We start from the raw sequence: 23,072 nt of genomic DNA, 5'->3' as shown, positions 1-23,072 counted from the left end.
ATGCAACATGAAGAGTTGGATGTAATAAAAAGCAAAGCCGCCAGATAACAGGCGGCTTTGGTCATCGTTAGTTAAATAACCTAACAAGTTAACGCTACAGCGGTGGCAGTTCACTTCCTTTCTGTTTGCGCCCTCGCTGTTTCTTTTGTTTGCGTTCGATGTGTTTAATGAAGTTAAGCAAGCTTGAACCATCTATAGTCGTGGTGCCATCATGGCGAGCATACAGTGCCGCGTCCAGTTGCGTTTTCTCCTGCTCTAATAGCACTTCATCTTCCGCCGTTAACACCATACTATGACGCCACGCATTAAGCGCTTTATTAATAGCAATGCCATCACGTCGTTGTATAGCTTGCTCTATGGTTAAGGCCTGAGCTGAGCGTGATGGAGAACCTTTGGTCGCTGATGGTGATTGCGCATTCGCTTCGTTTGGTTGGCCATGACGTTTCCAATAAATGGCGAGTGCCAGTGTGACCATCCAAAGCAGGGCGAATGTTGCAGTTAGATAAGGCCAGTAGCCAGGATCCGTTTTGGTAATCACTTTGGCAGGCGTTTGTGGTTGTGGTGCTACGTTAGGCAGTGGTTGATCATCACTCGCTGCAGCTTGAAGAGACATACCATCAATCGTTGTGGTGCGTTCTTTTTTAGCACTGACATCCCACCAGTTGAGGGACACTTTCGGTAGTTCTATATTGCCCTTTTGACGTGGAATGATCACTTGTTTAAGTGTCATGACCACATCACCATTATCTGTGGTCTCAAAGTGTGGTTTTTCACTGTAGGCACGAACTGTATCCGGATTATTGATTTGGATATCAGGTAATTGGTTTTGCGATACACCCGCTACTTTTAACGTGATCTCACGGCTAATTGAGTCACCGACTTTAGTTTTGAACGTGTGAGTTTGAATAGGATTACCATGGCCGTCTTTCCACTGCTGAGAAAGGTTGAGCTTGCTAGTTGGAAGCCACACACCGTGGTAGTTGGCGGGCTTATTCTCCACGTGCATTTGATAGGTTTTCGGGTGTGTCTCTAGAGAAACAATACGCGTGCTGCCATCATAATCGTTGCCATAAATCATTGAGCCAGTAAATTTGGGCTCGGTAAGAGTGAAGTCTCCAGGTTTTTGCGCCGTGATCCGAAAATCTTGATCCACAACGGTGACTTGCATGCCGTTTTGTACCGATTGATATTGGTTTGGCTTACTCGCAGGTTTGAGTTCCATCCCGTTGACCTTTGGTGGTTCAATATCGGTATTTTGTAAGCGGCGGGTATCTGCTTTAACGATAAGACGAGCTTTAAGTAATGCACTTTCTCCCGGGTAAAGGGTGGTTCGGTTAAGGTGACTTTGTACTTCAACTAAATCATTCGTTGTTGGTGCATCACTATCTTTGGTGACTTGAATTGCGATCGATTGCGTCATTTTTCCATTTAGCTTGAAGCTTGGAATCGTCACAATACCAGTGCGTTTCGCTGCTAAAGATATCGTCCATTCAGATTTAGCGCTGCGGTCACCGTTAATGATAGTCACTGAGTGGCCAAAATTTGGACGCCCCATCATGAAGTTTTTTTGTAACACTGAAAAATCAATATCATCAGATGAGGCCTTCTCATCAGTCGTAATTTTCAGTTGGAACACTTCATTTTGCACAACATGGTTTTTACTCACAGTGGCGTAAAAACTGTCGGCATAGGCATTTAAGCTCATTAAGCTGAGCATCAAAAAAGACAGAAAAACGGATAAGCGTTGAATACGGGTTTTCATGGTTACCATTTCTTAGTTTGCGTATCTGGTTGGTCTTGATCCTGTGCTTGCAAATAGAGCTGAGCTCGTAACAGTTGACTTGGATCGCGAACACTTTCTACTTGTTCTAACTTACGTAATTCAGGGTCAACTTTTTTTGCAGAACTGGGCTTGGCCGCAACAGCCTGTTGACTCTGTTTCTGTTTGTTATCTTGTTGCTTCGCTCTTGCTGCTTGAGCTTGCTTAGCTTGTTGATCTTGTTTCTGATCCGCAGATTTAGCTGAGTCGTTGTTATCTTGCGACTTGTTCGCTGATGCTTGCTGCTGCGACGCCTTATCTTTGTCTTGCGATTTCTTTTTTTCCGCAGGTTGAGATTGATTGTGGTTATCTTGCTGCGACTGTTTGTTGTTCGTCTTTGAAGAATCCTGTTGGGCAGATTTATCCTGATTTTTTTGACCCTGCTGATTGTCTTGTTTCTTTTGATCTTGGTGGCTTTTATCACCTTGGCTCTGGTTTTTATTATCAGAGTTTTTCTGATCATTAGAAGAGGGTTTATCCTGCTTGCTTTGTTGGTTTGATTGGTTTTTACCTTGTTGATTCTTCTGTTGTTGTTTTTGCTTTTTCTTAGCTTGTTCAACTACTTGCAAATTGTGTTTCGCATCTTTATTGGTTGGGTTGTGCGCCAATATCTGTTTATACAACTGTTCGGCTTTGTCTAACTGTTGTGCTTGTGCGTAAGCATTCGCTAAATTATATTGAGTGTCTTCATCGGGGTGCTTAACCTGAGATAGACTATCAATCGCACCTGAATAATCCCCTGCTTTATATTTGGCAATACCTTGCCATTTCGGGTCAGTAAACAGATTGGCAGCTTGCTTATACTCTTTATTTTTGAAAGCTTGATAGGCTTGCTGGTTTTTATTAAGAAATGGTGCAGCTTCAGCTTGTTGGGGCATCATCAGCAAAGGTAGTGTGACCAAAGCAAAGATAAAAATGACGCCGCGACGAAATAAGAGTAAGGCTGGAATCATAATAATAAAAACTAACCAATAACCGTTGTTGATCCGTTCTGTCACGGTACGAGTGCCGTTTTTTCCTTTTACGGCTTTCACTGCTTGAGTGTTTGCTAGAATGGTATCGACATCTTTACCATCTCCGCGATAGGGAACAAATACGCCGTTCACGGATTGAGTCAGGGCTCGCATGGTATCGAAATCGATTTTAGCCACGATAGTGTCGCCTTGACCGTTTTTCATTAGAGAACCATCGGTTAACTGGATTGGTGCTCCTGATTCTGTCCCCATCGCTAAGACGGATAAATGCCAATGGGTACCGGATAATACGCTTTTAATTTGGCTGCTTTGGTCACTATCGATATCGTCCGTTAACAGCACAATGTCGCCTTTGGCCATACCTGCATTTTCCATCATGGTGATGGCTTTTTTCACTCCTGCAACCACATTAGAGCCGGGGGCAGGCATGATCTCTGGCGATAGATTTGGCACTAAGTTTTTGATGGTTGATGCATCTGAGGTCATAGGACTGACAGTATAAGCGCCAGCAGCAAATGCAACTAATCCTGTGTAACCGTCATGCCAACCACTGAGTAGATCGAGCGCTTTGTAACGTTCTTGAGTTAAGCGGTTTGGGCTAACATCCGTCGCGTATTGCGACATCGACATATCCATGACTAACACGCGAGCACTACCATTGCTGTATGTTGGTCGCGCTTGTTTTTGAAAACTAGGACCTGCTAAAGCAATACAGGCTAACAGCCATGCCAATGATAAAACAGAAAGTATTGTGCTTTGCTTAGCCTGCGAACCGAGCCCCATTGCTTTCGCTAAGTGAGGTGCAATCAAGGTTTGCTGTTGATTACGTAGACGTAACCACAGTAAGAATGCGGCTAATGGAATGATCGCCAGCAGCCAGTAAGGGGTAAGAAAAACAAAATTAGACATGATTTCTCCTAACCACGAATAAAACGACAGACAAAACAAGAGCAATAGCGAGCGGTAAGCCAAACCATTCGGTTTGTGGGCGCCAAGTTTGCGTCGCTTTTTCTACAGGCTCTAATTGATTGATAGTGTCATAAATATTCTGTAAATCTTTGGCATCACGAGCTCGGAAATATTTGCCTCCAGTGATTGAAGCCACTTTTTTCAACGTTTTTTCATCCAAGTCTTTTGCGGTATCAACCGTTTGTGAACCGAAGAAGCTTTGTACGGTTAATTTACCGGCGCCAACACCGATGGTGTAAATGGTGGTGTGGTATTTTTTGGCAATATTCGCAGCTTCAATAGGGTCCATAACTCCAGAGTTGTTGCTACCGTCACTGAGTAGAATCATGACGCGTTGTGGTGCATCACCATCAATGAAGTTTTTGGTCGCAAGACCGATGCCTTCACCCATCGCGGTTTGAGTACCAATTAATTTCAGGACTGCATGATTGACCTGTTCTTCTACCGTATGTAGATCAAAGGTCAGCGGTGTTTGCAGGTAAGCATGATCGGCAAAGTAAATCAGACCGAGGCGATCCCCTTTACGCTTAGCCACGAAATCTTTTAATACGTGTTTTACCGCAGTCAGGCGGTCGATATAATTATCCCCTTGCTGCATATCTTTTTGACTCATCGAATAGGATAAATCGACCACTAGCATCATATCGCGATGTTTAGGTGATACATTCACCGGCTCTCCGTACCATACAGGACGCGCTGCCGCGATAACTAAACAGACCCAAATAGCAACAGCTAACCCTTTGGCGAACATATGATTAGGCGCCGAGAGTTGGGCTTGTTGTGGGAGGTAGGGCAGCGAAATCGCTGTTTTCTGTTTTACCGAAGGTGCAAATTTATAAACGATAAATGGGAGAGGCAGTAGGCATAATGCCCACCACCATACTAACTCAATGTTTGCCAACGTTGACAGATCTCCGTTTTTTAGGCGGCAAAGCATCGTTTATCCATTGATAGCAATCTTCGATAAGAACGTTAGAATCGACAGTTGATTGCTTTTGATAGAGTGCCTGCTGCCACTGTGTTTCGTGAGGGACGAATAGCGGACGTCCCACTTGATCATCTAAAAAGGCGTACCAGTCTTTACCGGTAAGGTGTGCGATTTGTTCACGTGGGTAATAGCAAAAGGCTGCTTGGCGTAGTAGTTCTATCGCTGAAGACGGGGTTTGTAACCCAAGTGATGGGGTCAATAGGCGCAGTGCCGTTTTCTTCGGCGCTAGGCGTTTACGTTTCCAACGAACAACTAAAAGCACAATAATAATTACCACAACGATCGCGCCGATCGATGCCCACCATCCCCAAGCTAGGGGTAACCACGAAGGTACATCCGGAAGGTGTAAATCACTAAGTTGTAGTGGTGTTGATGATTTTTCCTGCATATTTCCTTATCCAGCTAGTTGTTGTAGCAAAGGACCCTCACTAGAGAGTGAGTGGTACTCCATCTTCATTGATTGACACAGTAATTCTAGTTTTTCCTGATGAGATTCAAAGGCTTTTTTGATCCCATTACGAGTACTATTTAATGAAAAGTTGAGCCAGCGCGCTTGTTTTTGATCACTGACCAATTCTGTGCCGCGAAAAAGAGTTTGTCCTTGTTCTAGCGGATCATAAATATGGATAAGACGAATACGATTTCTCCGGTGTAATTGGTTAAAAAGGGGTTTTAGTTCGTCTTGGTAACGAACAAAATCACTGATTAATACAATATCGCTACCTTTTGGACACAACCGATTAAGCGCCAGCATACCTTGTTGCATGGAATCATATGCCGCCTCGCCAGCTTTTGTTAGGGCCTGTTCCTGTAACTGAGCAACTTGTGCGATAATTTGCAGTGGTCCTTTTTGCCGACTGGTCGGTTTGATTTCTACGACTTGTGAACCGGTATCAATCACCGCACCAATGCGGTCTTTTTCGGCAATGGCAAGCCAACTTAATAGGCTTGCCATGTGTGCGGCTTGTACGGCTTTAAACATGGCTGTGGAACCAAACTGCATACTCGAACTTAAATCGATATACAGAATCACAGGTTTCTCACGCTCTTCGGTGAACAGCTTAGTGTGAGGTTTACCTGTACGGGCCGTCACGCGCCAGTCAATCGCTCGAATATCATCGCCAGGCTGATACTGACGAACTTCAGCAAAATCCATCCCACGGCCGAGTTGACGGCTTTGATGTTGACCAAGCAATTGAGACCACAAACTCTTTGCTGGTGGTAACCACTTACTCGTATGCTGCCGGTAGGGCAGCAACTCTTCAACCGTAATATGAACGCCATCTGCATGTGCGGGTAATGAGTAAGTCATAGTGACTCCTTAAGCACTACCTACAAGCGAAAGTAAGTGAGCGATCACTTGATTCGGATGCACATTTTCTGCCTGAGCTTGGTAAGAAAGTAATAAACGATGACGTAATACTGGGAAGATCATAGCTTGAATGTCTTCTGGGCTGACGAAGTCTCGACCTTTAAGCCAAGCATGGGCACGAGCACAGCGATCAAGTGCAATAGTGGCTCGTGGGCTGACTCCCATTTCGATCCATTCCGCCAGTTTTGTATCGTATTGCGCGGGTTTACGCGTTGCCATGACCAGGCGAATTAAATAGTTTTCAATCGATTCCGCCATATGAATATTGAGTACTTCTTGTCGGGCAGCAAAAATGCTTTGCTGTGAGACTCGTGGCGTATTTTGGGCGTGGTCGCCTTTGGCTTCACCGCGGTTTAAACGCAAAATAGCAAGCTCATGTTCCGCGTCAGGGTAATCCACATCTAGGTGCAATAAGAAACGGTCAAGCTGAGCTTCTGGTAAAGGGTAAGTCCCTTCTTGTTCAATTGGGTTTTGCGTCGCCATCACCAAAAACAGTTTAGGTAACGGATAGGTTTTTCTGCCCGCTGTAATCTGTTTCTCAGCCATTGCTTCTAGCATAGCGGCTTGAACCTTTGCTGGCGCACGGTTGATCTCATCGGCTAACACTAATGAATTGAAAATAGGGCCTGGCTGGAATTGAAATTCGCCTGTTTCAGGACGAAAGATATCCGTACCGGTTAAATCAGCCGGTAGCAAATCCGGAGTAAATTGGATTCGATGAAAATCCCCTTCAATACATTCGGCCAATGCTTTAACTGCACGTGTTTTAGCAAGACCTGGAGGGCCTTCAACCAAAATGTGCCCATCAGCGAGTAGGGCGACGAGTAATTGTTCAACTAAGCCTTCTTGACCGATCACTTGCTGATTTAAATAGTGCTGTAACGTTTGAAAGATTTCTGACTGCATAACATCCAAGTCTCTTTAGTTATTCAGCAGTTAGTGAGCTTATTGATGAAAAAGTTCCTCAAAAATTTACATTTATACACATTTAGCTGAAAAAACTCGATTATCAGGGGACTTAGTGTTCGTTACCAAAGTGAATTCTCCCCATTAGACAATGTTTTGTTGCACTTTTGTAGTAACAAATAACCCTAAGTTATTGGTCAGGGTTTTACTGTTCAATTAGTGTCGTTATTCATATCAATTTGGCGATTAATTTTGTTGAGAAATAAAGTATCAAGGCCTTTGGAAGTCTGTGGTTTTTATGCGCTATAGGGAGGTAAAGCAAACGATTCAACAAATAAATAGATATGTAATCGTTTGTAGTGAAACTTTCTTGCTTAACTGGATAAACATTTGTCTTCAAGTCGTATACAATCTCGCGCTCGCTAGGGAATTAAATGGCTAAATTAGTAACTGCTTATTTGAGACCCCTAGGTTACAGATTTGTCACTCTTACAGAATGAACGTAAATGATGGTTCAGGGATGATTGGCTACAACGTTATTTATGTACCGTAAGTCGACCAAACAGATAAAAATATTCGCCAAATTTTAGAGGCACGAGTACATGTTCTTGTTGCATAAGATAAGTATTAAACAAAAAGTGATCATCGGTATTGCTCTCGCAGTACTGGCTTCCACTATGGTGGTTGGATTGATTGCACAACGTCAAACACATGATGTGTTACGTCATCGCTTGGTCGATGTCGAACTACCTTCTCTCCTTGGCCAAATCAGCCATCGAGTTGATAGTCAGGTTTCCCAGCTATTGAACGCTGCTCATCAACTTGCCAACAGTGAATACGCTAAGCAAGCGATTCGCAATGATAAACTCGATTCAGCTTCTGAAACGATGTTAGTTAAAGAGCTAAATAATGTGCGCGCTCAATATGATTTGAATGATGCATCGATTGCGAATCGACACAATGCGAACTACTGGAACCAGAATGGTTTTCTGCGTAAGTTAAACCATCAGCAAGATGGGTGGTTTTACAGTTTTGTTCAGTCCAATAACCCAACCATGGTAAGCATGTTCCAAGAAGCGAATGGACAAGTAAAAATGTTTGCTAACTATCAATCGGTGGGGGGCGATACATTGTCTGGCGTATCGAAATCAATGGATGACATGGTGAGTTTTCTCAATAGTTTCCATATTGAAAAGTCGGGTTATGTGTATTTAACCAATGCGCAAGGTGAAGTACAAATTCATCGAGACCAAACTAAGTCACATAAAACATTACGTGATTTCTATGGTACTCAAGCAAGTGAGTTGTTGAATAAACAAGGTTTCAACTTGATAGAAACTCAAACTAACGGCAAAGAGGTGTTCGTTGGGAGTTTGTACGTGAAGTCGATGGATTGGTTTGTTGTGGGGACTGTGCCGGTAAGTGAAGTGTTTGCTAGCGTGAATAACGTTACCCATCGCATTTTGATCTTTACTGTGATTGTGGCTGTAATCTTTATTCTTGGTGGAATTTGGTTAGCCAACAGTATCGTAAACCCAATCCGCCAACTTGCTCAGCGTTTTACTGATTTAGGCCAAGGCGATGGGGATTTATCGCAACGTATTGAAATCAACAGTGACGATGAGATTGCTCAGCTGTCGAAAGGCTTTAATGGCTTTATCGAGAAAATTCATCGTTCCATGCGTGAAGTGGCGGAAACCAGTGGTGCTTTACAACAAGCGGCACAGCGTGTTGCTGAGAAAGCGTCGTCAACCCACGACAACAGTCAAGAACAGCGTGATCAAACATTGCAAGTGGTTGCCGCTATCAATGAAATGGGCGCAACCATTAGTGAAATTGCGTCTAATGCGTCAACGGCAGCACAGACGGCCACAGAAGCATCGGATAACACCGACTCCGGCCGTGATGTGGTCAACAAGGCGAAGAACGTCATTGATCGCTTAGCAAATGATATGGAAAGTACCGGCACAGTGGTGCAGCAATTAGCTGCGACAACTCAAGACATCGGTAAGATTTTGGATGTTATTCGCGAAGTCTCTGAGCAAACGAACTTACTCGCACTTAATGCCGCGATTGAAGCAGCTCGTGCTGGTGAGCAAGGTCGGGGGTTTGCGGTTGTCGCAGATGAAGTGCGTAACCTAGCTGGTCGTACCGCATCATCAACCGACGAAATTCAGGTGATGATTAATAAACTACAATCTAATGCTAAAGATGCCGTAGAAGCGATGGAAGCGGGTCGCATCGTGACACTTGATGGGGTGCAAGCCTCTGATGAAGCGGTGCAGGTGTTGGTCAGTATTTCAGAGCGTATTCATGATATATCAGACCGAAACATTCAAGTGGCGACCGCAACAGAAGAACAGTCTACCGTTGTACATACCATTAATATGAACATCGAAGAGATCAATTCGATTAATAAGATGACCACAACAACGGCGGAAGAATTAGCGGAGGCGAGTCATGATCTGAATGACCTGTCTAGCCGATTAGACCGTATGGTTGGTACCTTCAAGCTCTAGTATCTCGTCAGGGAGTTGGGTAAACTTCCTGACAGAATAAATCAATTAGGTATCTCTCATGAGTGATTTTGAAAAAGAACTAGAAATGATGTCGCAAGACGTGAATGCTGACGAGCCAGAAGTAAAGCTGCCATCTATTGAAGATCAAAAAGCGGTTGTGGCTGAGCTTAAAAAATTGGAAGCAGAAGGTAAACTGACACCTGAAGTGTTAGAAGAATACTTCGGTCAGTTTTACGCGAAATCAGACCGCACTGTTCATTAATCCGTAAAGCAAGATAAACAGTAAGGCTGCCATGAGGCAGCCTTACTTTTTTAGTTACTTTTCTAATACAGTGGTGTTTTTATTCAGGTCAGCAGGATTGACAGTTGGCCAATTATTTTTCCAATGGATTTGTAAAATACGCAATTTTTGTAGCGCATTATCTGCGGTTTCATAAGCGTGGAATACCATGTAATCCTTGCCATTAAAGGTGTAAGCCGCATTGTGACCTAAAGCGACCCAATCTTTATTTCCTTTCAATACGAGTGTTCCTCCACCTTGCATCATCGATTTACCTTCTTTATCGACGTATGGGCCTTGGATATTTTTACTGCGGCCAACACGAATGTTATAGGTACTATCCATGCCTCGACAACATAAATCAAATGAAACGAACAAATAGTAGTAGCCATTTTTTTTGAAGATGAAAGGAGCTTCTATTGCACCATCTCCAGCTTGTTTCCCATCAGTCAGAGTAGTGGAAGGGCGTCGGGCTAGGTTATACCATTCTTGAGGTTCGGCAATACGAGTCAAACTTGGATCCAATTTTACCAATTTTAACCCATGCCAGAATGAGCCAAATGCCATCCAAGGTGTCCCTTGATCATCAAATGCAACGGCTGGATCAATGGCGTTCCATTCATCTCGATTCGGGATTGATTGTAGAACGACGCCTTGGTCAACCCACTGGGCGTCTTTAGATTTAGGATCGAGAGTTTTCGTCACGGTAACCCCAATCCCTGACGTATTTTTGCCAAAGGCTGAAGCTGAATAGTAAAGATAAAATTTGCCATTATGATGAATGATATCAGGAGCCCAAAGGTGGCCATTAAATCCTGGAGCAACACGTGGAGCCCAACTGGGTTTATCTTTGAATACCCGGCCCACCAGTTGCCAATGCTTCATATCTTGTGAGGAATAGTAGGTGATCCCCGGTCCAGTACTAAAGGCGTAATAGGTATTCCCTTCTTTTGCCATTACTGGATCATGAACTTCAACTTGTTTGGCTTGTAGGTTAGCACTAAACGTAGCGACTAACCCTGCTGATAACAGCCATGTGAGAGACCTTTTCATTATTATTTCCCAATTATTTTTTAGGTAGAGTAAAAATTAGTAAAACGCTGTTTTACNACTCTAATGAAATTTGTACTTCAATAGTGAGATCTTGCTTGGGTCTATATAAAAATGGTGAATTTAACTTAACCACTTTCATATGAGTGAAGAGATTGAAAACATAGTTGGGTGGATAAAGCGATCCTGTCTTATTCTGTAGAGAGTAAGATAATCGATTAACCTTGACTAAGGAGTGACTATGAGCCGATGGAAATACAGTGTCACTTTAGCGGCATTATTTGCAAGCACAGCCATAGCTCAATCTGAACGCTGGGAAGACAATCGTATTGATTCCAATTTTGGCGGTGCGATTCAGGCGGTCATATTTGCCAATGCATCTGGAGATAAAAGTGTTGGGATTGTGTTTCCCTCTGAAGAATGTTTAGGATTTGATCAAGAGATTTATAAAGCGCCAGAATATTTGGTGAATGGTGAAAGTATGAGCTTTTTTGCTCAGTGTATTGGTTTAGGAGTAAGAATCGATTTTCCCGCCACAAACCAAGGGCTTAAATATATTATTAACCAGTTTCAATCAAAGCCACAGGTCATCTATGCCCAAGATGGTGTTCAAGTTATTTTCCAAACAGTAGGGTTTTCTAAAGCTTATAAGGAGTATGGCTCACCCGCTTTAGACATTATCTAGTGAGTATGTTTTTTCGGGGGAAGGGTCGTAATCTGGCGCAGTTGCTGATAAAGAGACTCTTCACTTTGTGCTCCAGATATCAAATGGTGCTGGTCGACAATAAGAGTCGGTACAGAGGAGATCCCTGCTTGTAACCACTGCTGTTCTATTTGGGCAACCGTATTAGACCAAGACGGCTTATTAATGACTTGAGAGCATATGTCTTGTTCAAGGCCTAATTCTTTCGCTAATGCGATCAATACTTGATGGTCATCCAGTGCTCGGTGATGTTTGAAATAAGCCTCGAACAAAGCCAAAGCCATGTCCGTTTGTTTGTGCTGTAATAAAGACCACTGTAACAGCTGATGCGCATGTCGAGTGTTATAGATAGACATGCTTTCTGGAAATGAAAGCTCCAGCCCCGACATTTTACCTGTTTCAATCACTTTATTGAGCGTTTGTTCTACTTGTGTGGCAGACATTTTATATTTGCGCATTAAATGTTCGCGTAAATTTTCACCCTTCAAATTCATGGTTGGGTTCAATTCATAAGGATGCCAAAACAGTTCAACGGTTATGTCTGAATCTAACTGACTTATTACATGCTTTAATCGTACGTAAGCGATGAATGACCAAGGACACACAAAGTCGGCCACAATGTCTATTCTAAGCGAGCGCATTTGATTCCTGTTGTTTATCTGTCATTTCCCCTCCACGTTAACTTATGATATTTAGTTACTAATAATTTGATTGGTAAAGCTGATGTATACTTTAGTCACTCACTTTAGGGTAGCGATGATTGTGTCTTGACTCCATTACTCATTGGTCGAGATGTGACCCGCCCCAAAACAGCAATGAGATAACTCTCACTGGCAGGTGATGTATTCACTGGGCGTTATTACACATGGTTTAGTCTGTTAACCGTTAATCTGATGAGCCATGCTGACGCGTTCAATCAAAGTGAAATAAATGAATAGGAAAGGCCGAAAGCTACGCCTTCAACTGTGATTTTAATTAGCTTTCGTACAACAAGGAGTTGCTGTTATGACATGCCAGCCAACCGATGTGATCTTGCATACCTTCGATTGGCCTTATGCTCTTATCTCTGAGAGAGCTGAAGCCATTTATCGCGCTGGGTATCGGTCAGTGCTTATTTCTCCACCGATGAAATCCTTCAAACAGGAAATGGGCACCCCTTGGTGGCAACGTTATCAACCACAAGATTATCGAGTGATTGATAATCAACTCGGCAATACCGAATCTTTAACTCAAATGGTCGCAATATTAGATCATTACGATATCCACGTTTATGCGGATATTGTGTTTAATCACATGGCGAACGAATCGTCTTTACGCCTTGATTTACAGTATCCTAGCGCAAGTGATTTAGCCGATTATAAGCAAAATGAAGCTTATTTTGAGCGGCAGAAGCTGTTTGGCGATCTTTCCGAACCACTTTTTACTGAGCAGGACTTTGTCGAAGCATTCGGTATTAAAGATTGGAAAGATAAATGGGAAGTGCAAAATGGTCGTATTACAGGAGGGCCTAAGGATAAGGGGCTTCCTACATTGCGCGATAACGATCATGTGATTAACCAGCAACGCCAGTTTCTGCAAGCGTTGAAACGTATTGGTATCAAGGGGTTTCGCATTGATGCGGCTAAGCATTTATCGCTAGAGCATATTAGGCGAGTCTGGAGTGATGACATTGTTCACGATATGCACATATTTGGCGAAATCATTACAGATGGAGGCGCAACTCGCCAAGAATATCAGCTCTTTCTACAGCCTTACTTAGAGCAAACTCGACTTGGTGCTTATGACTTTCCTCTGTTTCAAACGGTATACAATGCATTCGCCTGCCAAGGGAGTTTAACGACCTTAGTTGATCCGTATAGCTTTGGTGAAGCGTTGTCAAAAGAGCGCGCGGTGACTTTTGCGATAACACACGATGTCCCCAATAATGATGCCTTTCGTGGACAAGTTATGGACGAAGTTGCTGAAAGTCTCGCATACTCATATCTATTGGGGCAAGATGGCGGCGTGCCACTCATTTACAGTGATTTAGATACAAGTGGCATTAAGAACCGTGAAGGTAAACCAAGATGGAAAAACGTCTGGCAAGATAAAGCCATGGCTGCGCGTATCGAGTTTCATAATCGGATGCATGGTTTAAGTATGAATCCGATTCTCGCGACAGATAATGTCTTGATATTTACCCGTGGTGATCAAGGCGCAGTCAGCATCAATAAATCATCACACTCTTTTACTATCAACCTGAACTTCCCTGTCGATTTGATCGACATATTAACTGGAGAGCGTTTTGTTTCAGATAGGGGGCAAGTGACGATAAATACTCCAGGAAGGGCAAGTCGAATGCTTCTGTGCGACAGGTAAAAAAATCCGCAGCGTATGCTGCGGAAAACCTAGACAGTGGTTCCTTTGACAGGAAAGTATGTTATGCAAAAGTGTGGAAAATTAAAGGTGGCATAACGAGTGGAATATTGTGAGTAACTGCTTGAAAGGTGCCTCATGGACCTACTCAGAGTAGGCGCCATGAGGCTTGACGTTGCTAGTAATTGTTATTTGGTGGTTTTATCCAACTCCAGAACAATTGACTACTTATTCTTTTATCTGGTTGCAGCGCAGGAAATCAACGATGATCTAACCCTAGTTGGTTAGATGACGACATGCAAAGCACATTTTTATGAAAACGAATCTTTTCGTTACAGTCTGTGAGTTAGATTTAACTCTCAATGCAACAGTGTCTGATTTTGTATTGCTGTGAGGAAAACGGATCTCAATTTTTTGTTTCATATCAACTGATTGTTAATCCGATGCACCTTAGAAACAGCAATCCATTGAGCCTTGGTTTTTAATTCAATAAAAACTGATTTATAGCAAACTATATTCGGTGGGAATGGGTAGTATGGACAATATTGAGCTGCTAGACGGCATTGTTTCAGCTGAGGAGTGTTCCCCCAAGCTGCAGTTAGACTGAACATGAGTGCATGTAATGGAAAATTTAGTTGAGCGTTTTTTACGCTACGTCACGTTTGATACCCAATCCAAGCCGAAGAACCATCATTGTCCTAGTTCTACAGGGCAAAAGGTTTTCGCTAAAGCGCTCTATGAAGAATTGTGTGAATTTGGATTAAGTGATACGAGTATTGATGACCGTTGTTATGTGATGGCGAAGCTGAAATCCAATGTACCCTATGATGTGCCAGCGATAGGGTTTATTTCTCATATGGATACTGCGCCGGATGCATCGGGGAAAAATGTTAAGCCGCAGATCGTAGAAAACTATCAGGGGGGCGATATTGCACTTGGCAAAGGTGATGAAGTGCTATCACCTATTCAATACCCTGAACTGCATACATTACATGGCTGTAATCTCATCACTACTGATGGTACTACGCTGCTAGGTTCTGACGATAAAGCAGGTATTGCCGAAATTATGAGTGCAATTCAATTTCTTCAAGCTCATCCGGAAATACCGCATGGTGATATTTGTATTGGGTTTACTCCCGACGAAGAAATTGGCCGTGGTGCTAATCATTTTGATGTTGAAAAATTTGGTGCTCAATGGGCCTATACCGTCGATGGTGGGCCGGTTGGTGAATTGGAATATGAGAACTTTAATGGTTCGACTGCTCAAGTGATTTGTAACGGGGTCAGTGTTCACCCAGGCACAGCGAAAGGTAAATTAGTGAACTCGATGTACATCGCGGCGCAATTTATCGAGCAGATGCCAACCGAAATGAGACCGGAACAAACCCAAGGTTACGAGGGATTTATCCATTTAACAGCCGCTAAAATGGGGGTGGCTAAATCAGAACTTACCTACTTTATTCGGGATTTTGAAACACAAGGTTTGGCAGATAAAAAAGCTCTCCTTGAGCAGAAAGTGGCAGAGCTTAATAAGTCATTACGCAAAGGTTCTGTTGAAGTGACGATTACCGATAGTTATCAAAACATGCGCGAAAAAATTGAGCCGTATCCACATATTATCGAAATTGCCAAACTAGCGATGGAAGAGTGTGATGTGGAACCACTGATTAAACCTGTTCGCGGTGGTACAGATGGTGCGCGCTTATCATTCATGGGATTACCATGTCCGAATATCTTTACTGGAGGATATAATTTCCATGGTATTCATGAGTTTGCAACGATTGAAGGCATGGAACAAGCGGCTAAAGTTATCGTGAAAATTGCCGAAAAAACCGCACTGCGTTATCAATCTTAATCCTCTATTATTTCTCTCTTACTGATCTGCTTTCAGGGGTTAGCGAGTCAGTAAGGGAGTCTCCCTCTTTCGCTTTTATATTCCTCATTGACTATCTTGAGTTGAGCGACTTGTATAATTAACTAGCAAACCTTTGACGTGACACGCGCTTTACGTGTTTTTGTGATGGGGATCTGCAGGTATTCAGTTATGATGCCCTATTAGTTAATGATGAAAGCATCACTGTGGTAAAGCGGGAGAAAATAAATTAATGGATAAATTTAACGCGGTTATTGATTTTTTAATGACTTATAAGTTGGTGTTTACCGCGCTAATTTTGTTAGTAATGGGGTTAGCAAGAAGCTTTCTATTACGTTTGATTCGTGGTGACGTTTCCTTCTTAAGTGAAGATCAGCGGAAATGGATGTCACGAACTAAGAATGGCATGTTTGCTAGTACCTTGTTAGTCCTTTTTGTTCTCTGGCAGTCTGAAATCAATCAGTTTGCTCTTTCTGTTACCGCTATTGCGGTCGCCATCGTTGTGGCATCAAAAGAGATCATTTTGTGTTTAACCGGATCTATTCAACGTGCGAGCTCTCGCTCATTTCGCGTTGGTGATTGGATTGAGGTAGGACAATTAAGTGGTGAAGTGATTGATCACAATATGATGGCCACGGTGATTCAAGAAATTGACTTATTACATGGGCAATATCACTACACAGGTAAAACGGCAACCTTACCCAATAGCATGTTTTTTACCTACCCAGTAAAAAACCTGAATTTCATGAAACGATATGTGTTTCATAACTTCAATATCATCGTGCCGCATTTTGTAAACTTATATCCTTTACTGCCGGATCTCTACCTACGAATTAATGAGCATTTCTCTCATTTTATCGATGTCGCAAGACGTTATAACAGTATGATAGAAAAGCATGCTGGCGTCGATCTACCGAGTGCCGAACCTCATATCGATATTGGTAGCGCAGGGGCTGGGGAACAGTCGGTGCACTTTATGATTTTCTGTCCGACAGAAAAAGCCAATGAGTTTGAACAAAAAATTCGCCAAGATTTTATGGAGCTGTTCACACTGGCTTATCCCACGCTATGTGAGAAAACAGCATTGACTCCTCCATCTGATGAGGTGGTTGTGGATGACGTAAAAGAAACGGAAAAAAAGAAGCCCGTTAAACAAACGCCTAATCAAGGTCCTCTTGCAACAAAAATGCGTTACTACATGACATCATTGCTACGTCGCTAGAGCTATACCTGAGTTACCTCAAGATGCAATATCTTTGGCTATATTAGGATTTGTTTCATACTCATGCTTGAATGGGATATCAGAGTGATAGGATATCCCGTTCATGAGAGTTAACCTTAATGTGATTCCCTACCTGCGTTTTCAGTAACCGTTTGGTTCTTACCTTGCGCTTTAGCTTTATATAGAGCTTGGTCGGCTCTACGTAAAATTGTCTCGTAATTATCATGAGAGGATGCGGATAAACCGATGCTAACGGATACTGTTTCTTTAATATCAAAATCTGCGCTTTCAATCCGTTTACGAGCCTGTTCAGTTAACTTAAAAGCTTGTTGATAGGAATAGGTGACAGGTAACAATACAATAAATTCTTCACCACCCCATCGGCCAACAATACCATGAGGATGAAATTCATCATGCAGCAAATCTGCAATGCCTTTGAGAACATTGTCACCACTGATGTGGCCATGGGTATCGTTGACGTGCTTGAAGTCATCCACATCAATCATCGCAAGATGATAACTCGATGGTGATGCATCAATTTTCTGTTCGATATAGCGTCGATTATAGACTTGGGTAAGAGTATCTGTAATTGCTATATGCTGGAGGCGTTGGTTAGTCTTATGAAGTTGGCGGTAGGCTTTATCGCGACTGAGCTCTAAGTAGGTAATCGTAACGGTAAGAACTAACCACACAGAAATAAGATTAATACAACTTGAGGCGGTAAATGCTGCTGAACGCCATATGTTTAGGTGACTTAGGAGCCAGTAGATGTAAGTGACAAACTGTATCACCATAAACAGGAGAGCGAGTCGTTTTGGCAGTAAGGTGATGGAAATAAGTGGAGCGATAATACCAAAGACGAGCGCATACTCTTTATTGCCTGTTTCGTAGATATAGTAGTGCGTCAGTGCTACCACAACACAAGTAAGCACAATAGATGAAGACAGCAGTTGGCGCTTATAGAGCAGTAAAAATTGACATACTAACGTCGCAGAGAAAGCACTAATATTGGCGATAAGCAAATCCCAATTGTACTTAATCGCGTAGTCGTAGTAAGCAAAGAACATAGAGCACAGCAGTACAAGTATTGCTGAGGTGAAATTTACGTAAGCCCGCCGATGATTAAGGCTGTTTTTAGGTAATTTTAATTGTTGTTCAAGAAACTGGCTGATCATGACGAATAAGCGCTGTGAATAAAAGAGCAAACATCTTATCTGAACGTTAAGCCAATAAAAAATAGGCAAGACATACCTAATATAAGGATTTGGGAGCAATATATAATTTTATGTAATTTATGTTATGAATTAAAAAATATTTGAGAAAATGGCAAAATAATTTATTTGATATGTATTTAAAGTAATGGAATATATAACAACATTTTTATCAGAATAAAAAAAAACCAGCGCGAGATGCGCTGGTTTTCAGAATTTGGTTTACTTTAGAAATTAAAGTACTTTGATGCTTTCAGCTTGAGGGCCTTTTTGGCCTTGAGTGATTACGAACTCAACTTTTTGGCCTTCAGCAAGAGTGCGGAAACCGTCACCTTGGATAGCGCTGAAGTGAGCGAACACGTCAGGACCGTTTTCTTGTTTGATGAAACCAAAACCTTTAGTTTCGTTGAACCATTTTACAGTACCAGTAACTGGAGTAGACATAATGTATATCCTAAATTTATCAAAAATATTCGGCCGAATTCGGCGCTGATAGCGTGGAAAAGTAAATTGCTATTGCGTACGACACGCCGGGGAGTTACAAGTAATCCAACGAAACAATGTGTATACAAAGAACTTCATTTCTAGCTGCTTCTGAGTCTAGAGTAATCTTAGGGGTTGTCAATCGAATAATTGTAGCAAGACGATTGAAATCTCTAATTTAAAGCAAATATTTGCACTAAAAGACATTTCGATGTAATTAACCTTTCGCTCACTTTTGAAAATAAGATCTGTGGCATAATTTAGGCTTAAATTATGTCCAAATAGCCCTTCAACCCAGTTCGTTACAATGCTATTTGAGAGATTAAAAAATAAGCTGATGATTCTTGACATTGTCTAAAAATAAGCCACAATTCGCGCGATGAATCAATAAGCACCTGAGGAGGTAATGATGAGTCATAAGCCGTGCTGTAAAAAGCATAACGACACCGATATAGGACGCGGTGAAATTAAAGACAACGCGCTAAAAGCAGTCGTTACTAGTCAGCTATTTCGCTCTCGAGTTGAAAAAGCGAAAAAAGGGAAAGGCAGTTTTAGCCGCAAGGCAAAACATAGAGGCCAAGAGCCCTATTCAAAGGCTGCGTAATCGCGATTTTTGCATAGGGCTCCTGCCAGCATTGATAACAACACCATAAAGAAGGCCGCCATCNTANGATGGCGGCCTTCTTATTATCGATTAGCTCTTTCTTTCGAGAGTTGAAAGGCTATGCCTAGTGCTCGATTTTCGGTGAATAAATCGAATACGCAGTCACTTGCCCCGCAACAATCGCTGCAAACATAAAGAGCGCCGATAGCCCAATACTGGGAATCGGGAGAATCGATTGAGCGAACAAGTTTTGACTGGCGCTAATCAATACTCGACTTCCCGGGACCAAAATAATGATGCCTTGTACAATATAGATAGAGCCCGTTAAGTCCATGCGTTTAGCTAACCAAGTACCGTAAAGAGTAATTAATACGGTTGTGACCCAAGTACCAACGACCCAGCCTGCATCAAAGCCGAGATAGAATGGTCCCCACATACCTAACACAGCAACGGGGGCGCCGAGCAAAATGTCTTTGACCCGAGCATTGAATAAAATGCCAATAGATCCCGACAGCAAAAATAGGCCAAAAATATGTAACGGTAATGGAATGTCATTGCGATACGCTACTGCATCCATATGTCCCCAAATGGACTCACCAATATTTAAGCCAATGATCATCCCGACAAAAAGCTTCATCAATATGAGAGTGCTTTGTCCAAGCAAGCTGGTTCCTGATACTAAGTCGTTAAATGCTAGACATTCCAATGAGTTTGCAATTGATAAGCCCGGAACAAAAAGTACCACAGCAGCAATACACAACGTCCACACAGGAATCGGTAAACCGGTGCTAGCGATGGCTGCCACACAGATTCCGCAAAATAACGCGGCAATAAATTCGACGGCTATCGCTCTATGGCCGCGACAGACGAGTTGAGAAACCCACACAATCACACCTAATAGGATAGAGATCATGACGGCTTCAAATGTGCTGCCAACCAGCAATAAATAAGCAGGTGGAATTCCCATATTGGCTAACGCGATTGCCCACCAAGGGTATCCCAAAGGTTCTGGTACCGGCTCTGTACTAGGTTGATTAATACGAATAATGGTATTCGCTAATAAGCTTAAGTTAATGGATGCTGGTTTTAAGCGTTTTAGCACCACTGCGTTGTTATCATTAGGAAACTGATAGTTAATTTCAGTCGGAGAGGCTTGAACCATGACATCAACGCCATGCTTGCGCGCATAGTGCTGAGTATATTTTTCAACTTTGTAAGGTGCACAACCGCAGCGATGCAGCGTGTCACCTATTTCAACAATCTTATTAATTCGGTATTGGGACGGCATGATTTCAATACAGTGCAGGGTGGATAACATCAGTGCAAGTTATGTGCGCACCAGGGTTTCAAAACGCGCGTAAATTATCAGGAAAGCCCCCAATTGACGAGTGACAATAATTGCCAAGTCGCATTAGATTAACTTATTACTAACGATCAGAATGATGGATTAAAAAGTTATGAGTGTAACAGTGCTTCCTTCTTCAAAGTGACATGTTGATTTAGCTTGCTAATCTTTCTGCATTGAGCGCGAAATCTCTGTTTTAACTCGATGATTTGTTTGGATTGTGGAATATTGCGGCGAGTAATAAATACCAATTCGAAAGGTAATCGTTCTTTTAACGGTAAAATTTGCACATCATTGGCGTAACGTGAAGCCGTAAATAAATCTACAACACCAAGGCCACCTCCGGATACGACCATATCCGCAATCACTGAATAGGTTTTAATTAATAAAGGGTTACTCGGTTGTAGATGATGAGTCTGAAGAGCTCGATGCAGCACTCTTCCTAATGGATCGTTTTCTTGCATCATTAGGAAGTTGTGTTGGCATAACCAACTGAGGTTGATTTCATCAGGGACTGACATATGTTTAGGTACAATTGCAACCATATCGGATTGGAAAAGGGGCTCGGCGAGGAGTGAACTGTCGGTATGCTGGCCGAACACCAAAGCAAAATCCAGTTGTTCATTTTGTACGGCTTCTTGCAACGTAGCAAAGTGCTCCGTGACAAGATCGACATGTTCTTTAGGTTGAGCCTGACGATATTCAACCATAGTGGGCACCACGACCATTTGTGAGCAAGCATGTGCCGCTCCGATGCGAATAGTGTGCGCTTTTTCTGTGCGAATGGTATCGGTGAGTTCGTTAATAGAATGCAGGTGGTAGGTCAGTCTTTCAATTTCCGGTAATAGGCGTTTCCCTTCTTGCGTGACAATGAGTCCTTTGCTGCTTCTGTCAAATAAACTAAATCCCAGTTGTTGTTCGGTATGATTCAGTACCCGACTTACGTTAGGTTGAGATACGTTAAGTAGGCGTGCTGCTCCGCTAATCGTACCGGCCTGAATGATGGCTTGAAACACTTCGATTTGCCTTAACCTCATTGCTGTTCCCTCGCAATTTGTGACACAAAAAATAGGTGGATACGCCTGAAAATTACTCCATGTTATTTTCAGTTTAATTCTTTTATCTTAATGAATTTATTTGATTTTTTATTTTTCCGTTTTCCAGTTTATTGTCCGATGTACGCTATGACCATCTAATATGACACAATTTTTATGTCCAATTCCAGACCTTAAATCCTATAACCCCAATTGTGTTTAATCCTTGGGTATAACCTCAAGTTATGGCCTTCCCACAAACAAGTATTCGTTTATTGAGGGATGACCATGCAATAGTGAAATCAATCAATGAATGACATTAGCTAGAGACATGGATATGCAAATTCCTCAACCTTATCTTCTTTTCCTCGGAGACGTTTCCGATCCCCTTTCTGCCAAAACTGCTCGCGGTATTCATGCATGGCGTCCAGATTCTTGTGTCGGTCAAATGCGTTTACCTGGTTGTGAGGTCTCGCTTGAGTTGCCTGATTTGACGCCATTACAGGCCGCGCAGCAAGGAGCAAAGACTTTCGTCCTCGGTACAGCGAATGCGGGAGGATATATTCCACAGCATTGGATGGATGCGATTACCCAAGCAATTAAAGCCGGGATGAATATCGCAAGTGGGTTGCATCAGAAATTAAGTGATATCCCGGAAATTACCGAGCTGGCTGAGCAGTACGGTGTGGCGTTGTTTGATGTTCGTCACCAAAAATCAGAGTTAAGTGTTGGGTCTGGTAAAAAGCGTACGGGTCAACGGGTATTAACGGTAGGGACTGATTGCGCTGTGGGCAAAATGTATACGTCTTTAGCCCTTGAGGCAGCACTGCAAGAGCAGGGAATTAATGCCCAATTTCGCGCTACTGGCCAAACTGGGATTTTAGTCGCTGGTGAAGGGATACCTATTGACGCTGTGGTATCTGATTTTATTTCTGGTGCGGCAGAATGGGTATCGCCTGATAATGATGTTGATCACTGGGATATCATTGAAGGGCAAGGGTCTTTGTTCCACCCCTCTTATGCTGGTGTCAGTTTAGGTTTGCTGCATGGCTCTCAGCCGGATTGGCTCGTGATGTGCCATGAGATGGGCCGACCTCATACTCGCCATTTACCCCATCATCCATTGGTTGAACTAGAAGACTGCGTCTATCTCAATCTTTATAACGCGCGCTTAACGAACCCTGATGTTCAGTTAGCGGGTTTTTCGGTGAACACATCGCAGTATCCAGAAGCGGAAGCAAAAGCCTATTTAGCACAAATTAGTGAGCAGTTCGGAGTGCCAGCAACGGATTCGGTTCGTTTTGGGTTAGATTCCATCGCCTCTTATCTTAAACAGCAATCACTATTGAGCGCGAAGTAGGAGGG

General features: G+C 42.7%; 19 protein-coding genes and 1 pseudogene. 8 read left to right on the top strand and 12 right to left on the bottom strand.

The features are described 5' to 3' along the window. Positions 1-94 precede the first annotated feature (94 nt). The 6 genes from F9817_RS12490 to F9817_RS12465 are packed head-to-tail and all read right to left on the bottom strand — an operon-like array spanning position 95 to position 7,028. Complete coding sequence (locus F9817_RS12490) at positions 95-1,762, bottom strand: BatD family protein (RefSeq protein ID WP_237476241.1); 1,668 nt, start codon at positions 1,760-1,762, stop codon at positions 95-97. 2 nt (positions 1,763-1,764) lie between these two features. Next, positions 1,765-3,702, bottom strand: coding sequence for a VWA domain-containing protein (locus tag F9817_RS12485; RefSeq protein WP_161156002.1), 1,938 nt, complete (start codon positions 3,700-3,702; stop codon positions 1,765-1,767). Beyond that, positions 3,695-4,663: a VWA domain-containing protein gene (locus tag F9817_RS12480; RefSeq protein WP_161156000.1), complete on the bottom strand. Its 969-nt coding sequence runs from the start codon at positions 4,661-4,663 to the stop codon at positions 3,695-3,697. The genes F9817_RS12485 and F9817_RS12480 overlap by 8 nt, the downstream gene beginning before the upstream one ends. Then, positions 4,650-5,138 carry a DUF4381 domain-containing protein gene (locus F9817_RS12475; RefSeq protein ID WP_161155998.1) on the bottom strand — a complete coding sequence of 163 codons (489 nt, stop codon included), beginning with the start codon at positions 5,136-5,138 and terminating at the stop codon, positions 4,650-4,652. Before F9817_RS12475 ends, F9817_RS12480 begins: the two co-directional genes overlap by 14 nt. A gap of 6 nt (positions 5,139-5,144) precedes the next feature. After that, entirely contained in the window at positions 5,145-6,062 is a 918-nt protein-coding gene (locus F9817_RS12470) for a DUF58 domain-containing protein (RefSeq protein ID WP_161155996.1), read from the bottom strand. 9 nt (positions 6,063-6,071) lie between these two features. After that, positions 6,072-7,028 (bottom strand): AAA family ATPase, encoded by a 957-nt coding sequence (locus F9817_RS12465; RefSeq protein ID WP_161155994.1) that lies wholly within the window; start codon positions 7,026-7,028, stop codon positions 6,072-6,074. Positions 7,029-7,630: 602 nt separating this feature from the next. On the opposite strand from F9817_RS12465, the gene F9817_RS12460 reads away from it, so the two are divergent. Then, positions 7,631-9,547 carry a methyl-accepting chemotaxis protein gene (locus tag F9817_RS12460; protein ID WP_161155992.1) on the top strand — a complete coding sequence of 639 codons (1,917 nt, stop codon included), beginning with the start codon at positions 7,631-7,633 and terminating at the stop codon, positions 9,545-9,547. 58 nt (positions 9,548-9,605) lie between these two features. After that, on the top strand, positions 9,606-9,809 hold the full coding sequence (locus F9817_RS12455) for a restriction endonuclease subunit S (RefSeq protein WP_161155990.1): 204 nt from the start codon (positions 9,606-9,608) through the stop codon (positions 9,807-9,809). Positions 9,810-9,863: 54 nt separating this feature from the next. On the opposite strand, the gene F9817_RS12450 is transcribed toward F9817_RS12455, so the two are convergent. Further along, positions 9,864-10,880, bottom strand: a complete 1,017-nt coding sequence (locus F9817_RS12450; protein WP_161155988.1) for an arabinan endo-1,5-alpha-L-arabinosidase — start codon at positions 10,878-10,880, stop codon at positions 9,864-9,866. A 238-nt stretch (positions 10,881-11,118) separates the two neighbouring features. Between F9817_RS12450 and F9817_RS12445 the strand changes: the two genes are divergently transcribed. Continuing rightward, entirely contained in the window at positions 11,119-11,562 is a 444-nt protein-coding gene (locus F9817_RS12445) for a hypothetical protein (protein ID WP_161155986.1), read from the top strand. Here the strand turns inward: F9817_RS12445 and F9817_RS12440 are convergent. Then, positions 11,559-12,221 (bottom strand): DsbA family oxidoreductase, encoded by a 663-nt coding sequence (locus F9817_RS12440; protein ID WP_161155984.1) that lies wholly within the window; start codon positions 12,219-12,221, stop codon positions 11,559-11,561. The genes F9817_RS12445 and F9817_RS12440 overlap by 4 nt on opposite strands. A 364-nt stretch (positions 12,222-12,585) precedes the next feature. Between F9817_RS12440 and F9817_RS12435 the strand changes: the two genes are divergently transcribed. From F9817_RS12435 to F9817_RS12425, 3 genes are all read left to right on the top strand, one after another. Further along, complete coding sequence (locus F9817_RS12435) at positions 12,586-13,938, top strand: alpha-amylase family glycosyl hydrolase (protein WP_161155983.1); 1,353 nt, start codon at positions 12,586-12,588, stop codon at positions 13,936-13,938. A gap of 619 nt (positions 13,939-14,557) precedes the next feature. Further along, on the top strand, positions 14,558-15,790 hold the full coding sequence (gene pepT, locus F9817_RS12430) for a peptidase T (protein ID WP_161155981.1): 1,233 nt from the start codon (positions 14,558-14,560) through the stop codon (positions 15,788-15,790). A 250-nt stretch (positions 15,791-16,040) separates the two neighbouring features. Next, positions 16,041-17,030 carry a mechanosensitive ion channel family protein gene (locus tag F9817_RS12425; RefSeq protein WP_161155979.1) on the top strand — a complete coding sequence of 330 codons (990 nt, stop codon included), beginning with the start codon at positions 16,041-16,043 and terminating at the stop codon, positions 17,028-17,030. A gap of 116 nt (positions 17,031-17,146) precedes the next feature. Here the strand turns inward: F9817_RS12425 and F9817_RS12420 are convergent, their stop codons facing one another. Together F9817_RS12420 and F9817_RS12415 are read right to left on the bottom strand one after the other, a co-directional pair. Further along, the gene (locus F9817_RS12420) at positions 17,147-18,205 is read right to left on the bottom strand and encodes a GGDEF domain-containing protein (protein ID WP_161155977.1); all 1,059 of its coding nucleotides are present in this window, start codon (positions 18,203-18,205) and stop codon (positions 17,147-17,149) included. A 270-nt stretch (positions 18,206-18,475) separates the two neighbouring features. After that, entirely contained in the window at positions 18,476-18,685 is a 210-nt protein-coding gene (locus tag F9817_RS12415) for a cold-shock protein (RefSeq protein WP_000106983.1), read from the bottom strand. Positions 18,686-19,130: 445 nt separating this feature from the next. Between F9817_RS12415 and F9817_RS12410 the strand changes: the two are divergent. Beyond that, positions 19,131-19,319: pseudogene (locus F9817_RS12410) on the top strand (alternative ribosome-rescue factor A); the annotation flags it as partial. 133 nt (positions 19,320-19,452) lie between these two features. On the opposite strand, the gene F9817_RS12405 reads toward F9817_RS12410, so the two are convergent. Further along, positions 19,453-20,616 (bottom strand): threonine/serine exporter family protein, encoded by a 1,164-nt coding sequence (locus tag F9817_RS12405; RefSeq protein WP_161155973.1) that lies wholly within the window; start codon positions 20,614-20,616, stop codon positions 19,453-19,455. A 167-nt stretch (positions 20,617-20,783) separates the two neighbouring features. Next, positions 20,784-21,710: a LysR family transcriptional regulator gene (locus F9817_RS12400; protein WP_161155971.1), complete on the bottom strand. Its 927-nt coding sequence runs from the start codon at positions 21,708-21,710 to the stop codon at positions 20,784-20,786. A gap of 334 nt (positions 21,711-22,044) precedes the next feature. Here F9817_RS12400 and dgcN point away from each other — a divergent pair, with 334 nt between their 5' ends. Then, complete coding sequence (dgcN, locus tag F9817_RS12395) at positions 22,045-23,067, top strand: N-acetyltransferase DgcN (protein ID WP_161155969.1); 1,023 nt, start codon at positions 22,045-22,047, stop codon at positions 23,065-23,067. The last annotated feature ends 5 nt before the right edge of the window (positions 23,068-23,072 follow it).

It is taken from the genome of Vibrio eleionomae (assembly GCF_009874545.1).
GTDB classification, from domain to species: domain Bacteria; phylum Pseudomonadota; class Gammaproteobacteria; order Enterobacterales; family Vibrionaceae; genus Vibrio; species Vibrio nitrifigilis.
This window is presented reverse-complemented; position numbering and strand designations above follow the sequence as displayed.

What these genes read in the sequence shown, in the direction of transcription:
- F9817_RS12415 (WP_000106983.1), bottom strand. Translation starts at nt 18,685, where the DNA reads ATGTCTACTCCAGTTACTGGTACTGTAAAATGGTTCAACGAAACTAAA.
- F9817_RS12405 (WP_161155973.1), bottom strand. Translation starts at nt 20,616, where the DNA reads ATGCCGTCCCAATACCGAATTAATAAGATTGTTGAAATAGGTGACACG.
- pepT (WP_161155981.1), top strand. Translation starts at nt 14,558, where the DNA reads ATGGAAAATTTAGTTGAGCGTTTTTTACGCTACGTCACGTTTGATACC.
- F9817_RS12490 (WP_237476241.1), bottom strand. Translation starts at nt 1,762, where the DNA reads ATGAAAACCCGTATTCAACGCTTATCCGTTTTTCTGTCTTTTTTGATG.
- F9817_RS12450 (WP_161155988.1), bottom strand. Translation starts at nt 10,880, where the DNA reads ATGAAAAGGTCTCTCACATGGCTGTTATCAGCAGGGTTAGTCGCTACG.
- F9817_RS12445 (WP_161155986.1), top strand. Translation starts at nt 11,119, where the DNA reads ATGAGCCGATGGAAATACAGTGTCACTTTAGCGGCATTATTTGCAAGC.
- F9817_RS12440 (WP_161155984.1), bottom strand. Translation starts at nt 12,221, where the DNA reads ATGCGCTCGCTTAGAATAGACATTGTGGCCGACTTTGTGTGTCCTTGG.
- F9817_RS12425 (WP_161155979.1), top strand. Translation starts at nt 16,041, where the DNA reads ATGGATAAATTTAACGCGGTTATTGATTTTTTAATGACTTATAAGTTG.
- F9817_RS12470 (WP_161155996.1), bottom strand. Translation starts at nt 6,062, where the DNA reads ATGACTTACTCATTACCCGCACATGCAGATGGCGTTCATATTACGGTT.
- F9817_RS12455 (WP_161155990.1), top strand. Translation starts at nt 9,606, where the DNA reads ATGAGTGATTTTGAAAAAGAACTAGAAATGATGTCGCAAGACGTGAAT.
- F9817_RS12400 (WP_161155971.1), bottom strand. Translation starts at nt 21,710, where the DNA reads ATGAGGTTAAGGCAAATCGAAGTGTTTCAAGCCATCATTCAGGCCGGT.
- F9817_RS12465 (WP_161155994.1), bottom strand. Translation starts at nt 7,028, where the DNA reads ATGCAGTCAGAAATCTTTCAAACGTTACAGCACTATTTAAATCAGCAA.
- dgcN (WP_161155969.1), top strand. Translation starts at nt 22,045, where the DNA reads ATGCAAATTCCTCAACCTTATCTTCTTTTCCTCGGAGACGTTTCCGAT.
- F9817_RS12420 (WP_161155977.1), bottom strand. Translation starts at nt 18,205, where the DNA reads ATGATCAGCCAGTTTCTTGAACAACAATTAAAATTACCTAAAAACAGC.
- F9817_RS12435 (WP_161155983.1), top strand. Translation starts at nt 12,586, where the DNA reads ATGACATGCCAGCCAACCGATGTGATCTTGCATACCTTCGATTGGCCT.
- F9817_RS12475 (WP_161155998.1), bottom strand. Translation starts at nt 5,138, where the DNA reads ATGCAGGAAAAATCATCAACACCACTACAACTTAGTGATTTACACCTT.
- F9817_RS12485 (WP_161156002.1), bottom strand. Translation starts at nt 3,702, where the DNA reads ATGTCTAATTTTGTTTTTCTTACCCCTTACTGGCTGCTGGCGATCATT.
- F9817_RS12460 (WP_161155992.1), top strand. Translation starts at nt 7,631, where the DNA reads ATGTTCTTGTTGCATAAGATAAGTATTAAACAAAAAGTGATCATCGGT.